4 protein-coding genes and 1 pseudogene are annotated in these 4,708 nt (G+C 69.8%); 1 reads left to right on the top strand and 4 read right to left on the bottom strand.

All coding sequences use genetic code 11. From position 1 onward, the window contains the following. Positions 1-1,680, top strand: a 1,680-nt coding sequence (locus tag VF794_RS29655) for a CotH kinase family protein (protein WP_331116210.1), incomplete at its 5' end; no start/stop codon positions are given. Between the two features lie 16 nt (positions 1,681-1,696). On the opposite strand, the gene VF794_RS29660 is transcribed toward VF794_RS29655, so the two are convergent. The 4 genes and pseudogenes from VF794_RS29660 to VF794_RS29675 form a co-directional block, all read right to left on the bottom strand. After that, entirely contained in the window at positions 1,697-3,073 is a 1,377-nt protein-coding gene (locus VF794_RS29660) for a hydroxysqualene dehydroxylase (protein WP_331116212.1), read from the bottom strand. Positions 3,074-3,094: 21 nt separating this feature from the next. Continuing rightward, a complete protein-coding gene (locus VF794_RS29665) occupies positions 3,095-3,628 on the bottom strand; it encodes a DUF2243 domain-containing protein (RefSeq protein WP_331116214.1) in 534 nt (177 codons plus the stop codon). Then, positions 3,625-3,855 (bottom strand): hypothetical protein, encoded by a 231-nt coding sequence (locus VF794_RS29670; protein WP_331116216.1) that lies wholly within the window; start codon positions 3,853-3,855, stop codon positions 3,625-3,627. The genes VF794_RS29665 and VF794_RS29670 overlap by 4 nt, the downstream gene beginning before the upstream one ends. A 119-nt stretch (positions 3,856-3,974) precedes the next feature. Further along, positions 3,975-4,708: pseudogene (locus VF794_RS29675) on the bottom strand (penicillin-binding protein 1C); the annotation flags it as partial.

Here is a 4,708-nt window from a genome sequence, read left to right on the forward strand (position 1 = left end):
CCGCCCCCGCCCGAGCCGCGACCCACGGCCGAGCCGCCCAAGCCAGAGCCCCCTCCCCCTCCCCTTCCTCCCCGGCCGCCAGTGCCCGAGGCCCAGCGCCCCTTCGTCCTGCCACCGGTGCAGCGGGCCCTCCAGGACTACGAGTTGGTCCTGCCCCCGGGGGTGCTGGAGCTGTTCCTCGCCGACAAGTACACCCCGGAGCAGGACGCCATCTTCCGCTGCAATGGCGTGAGCTACCCGGTGAAGGTGCGCCTGCGCGGTGCCTCCGCCCGGGACTTCCCCAAGAAGAGCTGGAACGTGCAGTTCGAGGGAGATGCCCGCTTCGAGGGGCGCAAGTCGCTCAACCTCGTCGCCGAGTATGGGGATGCGACGATGCTGGCGGAGAAGCTCGCCTATGACGTGCTGGCGGCGCTGCGCGTGCCCGCCCCGCGCGCGAAGTACGTGCGGTTGAGCATGAATGGCCGCTACGAGGGCGTCTTCGTGGACATCGAGCAGGTGGACAAGTCCTTCCTGCGCGCCCACGACTTCCCGGACGACGACGCCAGCATCTACCGCGCTGGATGGAAGGACTCCGAGCTCAAGCTGCGCTCCTGGAAGGTTCCCTACCAGGGCGACTGGTCGAAGAAGACGAACGAGAAGCAGCCGCAGGACGACCTCGACGAGGTGCTGTACCTCATCAACCGCACGCCCGAGCCGGAGCTGCCCCGCGTGCTCGCGCGCCACCTGGAGTTGGAGTGGTACCTGCGCTCCATGGTCCTGGACGCGCTCCTGGCCAACAACTACGTCGAGGACTCGGAGAGCTACTTCATCCACGACAAGGTGACGAAGCGCTGGGTGTACGTGCCGTGGGACCTCAACAACGTGGACGCGCGCTGGTGGCACGAGGTGGCCCTCACCGAGGACCCGCGCCCCATCTACGAGCACCCGCTCTTCCCCTTCACGCTCACCGATGACGTGGTGGCCAGACGGTACGAGACCCGCAGGAGAATCCACCCGGGCTACCTGCCCGTCTTCTCCAACCTGGGCACGCGCGTGGTGATGAACCCGGAGCTGCGCGCCCAGCTCGTGGCCCGGCTCGAGAAGGCGCTGGACGAGCTCTTCACCCCCGAGGTGATGGGGGCCCACATCGACGCGCTGCACGCGCTCATCGCCCCGTCCATGGCCGGGGATCCTTATATGGACCCCGCGAAGTTCCAGGCGGGCCGTGCCTTCATGAAGGACTTCGTCCGGCTGCGTCGGGACTTCGTCCAGAAGGAGCTGACGCGCTACCGCACGCGGCCACCCGGGCTGGTGCTGGAGGCACTGGACGCTCGCGAGGGCTGGGTGGAGCTGCGCAACCGGGGCGAGCAGCCCGTGAATGTGGCGGGGCTGGTGCTCACCACGCACCTGCGGCGGAGCATCCCCGAGCTCCTGAGGCCCGAGCTGCCACCCGAGCCTCCGTCGGAGACGCCAACGTATGGCCCTGCCCTGGGTGTCTTCCTCCCGGCTCGCGAGCTGCTGCCCGGTGAGCGGGGGCGTTTCACCGCGGCCGAGCTGGGCCTCACCTTCACGCTCGACGGGGAGCTCGGCCTCTTCGACGGCCAGTCCGTGGTGGGGATGAAGGACGCCCTCTTCTACGGGAAGCTGCCCGAGGGGAAGCACTACGAGCGCACCGACACGGGGACGTGGGAGGTGAAGTGAGCGGGGCCCGCCGCCCTCAGCCCCGCGACTCGGAGAGTGAGCGGAGGAGTTCCTCCGCACACGCCTTGCCACCCCGGACGGCGCCCTCCTGACTGCCGAAGAAGGGCTGCTGCGTCCAATCTCCCGCGAGGAAGAGGTTGGACACCGGGGTGGCCTGGGCCGGGCGCCGGGACATGGCCCCGGGCAGCGGACGCACCAGGTGCTTGCGGTGCTTGAGCACCACGGCCTTCCTCACCTTCGCCTCGCGAATCTCGGGCTGCACCTTCCCGAGCGACTCGAGCACCCGCTGCACCAGGGCCTCGTCCGAGTCCTCGAGCAGGTCATCCGCGGGCGAGACGATGACGGACAGGCGGCTGCCCTCGCCGTACGGGTAGGCGTTGCGCGCCTGGTCCTGGTAGACGCACGCGTGGCTGTGGGCCACCAGGGTGAAGGCCTCGGTGCCGCCCACGACGTCCCGGTCGAACCAGAGCTGCACGGAGATGGCGGGAGCCACCGGCAGCGTGGCGAGCTGCGCGAAGAAGGGCTCCTGTCTCAGCGGCTCCGGCACCAGCGGCACCAGCTCCCAGACGGGAATGGCCACCACGTACCGGTCCCCCTGGAGCCGCTCACCGTTCTCGAGGACGAAGCCGTCCACCTTCCCCAGCCCGCCGCCCGCCCCGGGGGTGTAGAGGATTTCCTTCAGCTTCGTGCCGGTGCGGATCGTGACGTCGCGCTCCCGCAGGTAGTTCGCGAGGGGCTGGAAGATGATCTCATCGCGCGCGCCGCGATAGCCGCCCAGCAGCGCATGGGGCAGGTCGTAGGCGAAGTGGTGGATCCACGAGAGGAAGTTGTAGGCGGAGTATTGCTCGGGCTCGCTGAACTGGATGCCGCGGCAGAAGGGGCGGATGAAGCGCTCGAGCACCGTGACGTCCCCGTTCACCCGCTCCCACCAGTCGACCACGGTCTCGCCATCGTGCTGGGTGCGCAGGTGCTCCAGGGGCAACACCCCCGGCGCGGCGAGCGGTATCAAGGACAGCTTGTCCAGCGGCCCGAGGTACTCGTTCTGTCCGAGGATGCTCACCACCGTCTTCACCGGTGAGCGCAGTGGGTTGATGACGAACGTGGCGTGCGCGCCGTCGGGATCCTGGAGCCGCAGCTCCTGCATCCAGAAGAGGGTCTTGTCCGGGTCCCTGCCGATGCCTCGCAGGAGTGCCTTGAACTCCGAATACACGCCGAGGAAGAGGTGCAGCCCCTGCTCCACCCAGTCCCCGTCCTTGTCCCGGAAGGTGGAGGCCCGCCCACCGAGGTACGGCAGGCCCTCGAGGAGCGTCACCGAGCAGCCCTGGTCCACGAGGTACTTCGCGCACGTCAGCCCCGCCAGCCCGCCCCCCGCGATGACGACCCGCTTCACCATACCCTGCCTCCAGTCACGCTCTCAGGTCCGCCCCGTCGCCAACCGCTCCCGGGCAGCGGGGCGGACGGGGGCTCCGCGGGTCCGGGTGTGCTCACGTCCCGCTCGAATCAGCGCCCACCCCACCACCACCAGCAGCGCGCCGAAGAGGAGGAAGCCCACGTCCCAGGCGAGCTGCCCCGCCCCGGGATGGACGTGGTGGATGCCGAGCCATTGGTGGTCGATGAGCCCCTCCACCACGTTGAAGGCGCCCCACCCCAGCGAGAGGGAGCCGACGAAGGTGCGGGTGGACCAGGGCACCTCGGGGCGCTTGCCCGCGCGCCACAGGAGGGCGAGGCCCACCACCGTCACCAACCACGTGAAGGCATGGAAGAGACCGTCCCAGAACATGTTGACCTTCATCGCCACGAGGTCCGTGGGCGGGAGCTGGGACGAGAGCATGTTGTGCCACTGGAGCACCTGGTGCAGCAGGATGCCGTCGAGAAAGCCCCCCAGGCCCGTGCCGAGCAGCACGCCCGCCGAGATGACCGCCCCCTGGTGCCGTGGATTGTTCCTCATTGCTCCCCCTCCGCCGTGCTCGACAGCCCGATGCGGTACAGCAGCGCGCTGAGCGCCCCGATGAGCAGGAACGGCACGACCACCATCACCAGATGGCTCCAGAAGTCCTCGCCCAGGACCGAGGCCCTCACCACCTGCGCGGTGGAGCAGTTCGGACAGGCGAGCGCGCCCGTCGTCACCAGCAGGACCGCCAGCACTGCGAAGAGCTGAAGCTGGCGATGGCTCATCGGACAGACCCTCGGGTGGGTGCTCCGCTCCGAGGGTAAGCATGGCGTGGGAATGGAACAGCGAACACGCAAGCCGAGCAGCCAGGAGAGGGGCGGAACGCCAGGGGCTTCCCCACCCTTCAACGCCGCTCGCGCACCACCAGCGTCCGGCGCGCGCTGAGCCCCCGATCGTCCGAAACGAGAATCTCGTGGGTGCCCACGGAGGGCGCCCACCACACCCGCTCATCCGCTCGCGCCGTGGCCAGGAAGGCCCCGTCCACGAACCACGTCAGCTCCCGGTCCTCCTCGGACTCGGCCTCCAGTGGCACCTCCTGCTGATCCGCCGCCACCCCTGGGATGAGGAGCGCCACCTGCCCCTCCCCGGGCGAGGTGATCTCCGGTGCCCGCCGCGCGCCCCCGGGCTCACAGCCGGGCGCGAAGGCGGGAGGCTGGGGCAGCAGGCGGTGCTGCTCGGCCAGCCAGCGCCGGATGCTCGCCGGCCAGGAGAGGTACACGCGCGACTCCGTCTGTCGCCCCGAGCGGCACACGGGACTCACCGCCAGCCCCGTCTTCACGTCCACCTCCACCCGCTGGTGGTAGGGACAGGGCTCGGTGGGCACGTGGCTGCGCCTGGCGAACACCATCCGCCGTTGCGTACACGCCTCCGTGGCGAGGTGACCCGAGTAGGCGCACACCTCCACCTGGGTGAGTTCCGAGGGCACCACCGCGTCCGCGTCCTCCAGCCGCCCCCGAGGCCCCAGGGCCTCCAGGAGGTCGAAGAGGAGGGGCCCCGCCGCCTCCGCCCCCACGAGGTGCACGCTGGGCGCGTTGTCGAAGTTGCCCACCCACACCACGGCGGTGTGCCGGGGCCCGG

The organism is Archangium sp. (assembly GCF_036389735.1).
GTDB lineage: Bacteria > Myxococcota > Myxococcia > Myxococcales > Myxococcaceae > Archangium.

What these genes read in the sequence shown, in the direction of transcription:
- VF794_RS29660 (WP_331116212.1), bottom strand. Translation starts at nt 3,073, where the DNA reads ATGGTGAAGCGGGTCGTCATCGCGGGGGGCGGGCTGGCGGGGCTGACG.
- VF794_RS29665 (WP_331116214.1), bottom strand. Translation starts at nt 3,628, where the DNA reads ATGAGGAACAATCCACGGCACCAGGGGGCGGTCATCTCGGCGGGCGTG.
- VF794_RS29670 (WP_331116216.1), bottom strand. Translation starts at nt 3,855, where the DNA reads ATGAGCCATCGCCAGCTTCAGCTCTTCGCAGTGCTGGCGGTCCTGCTG.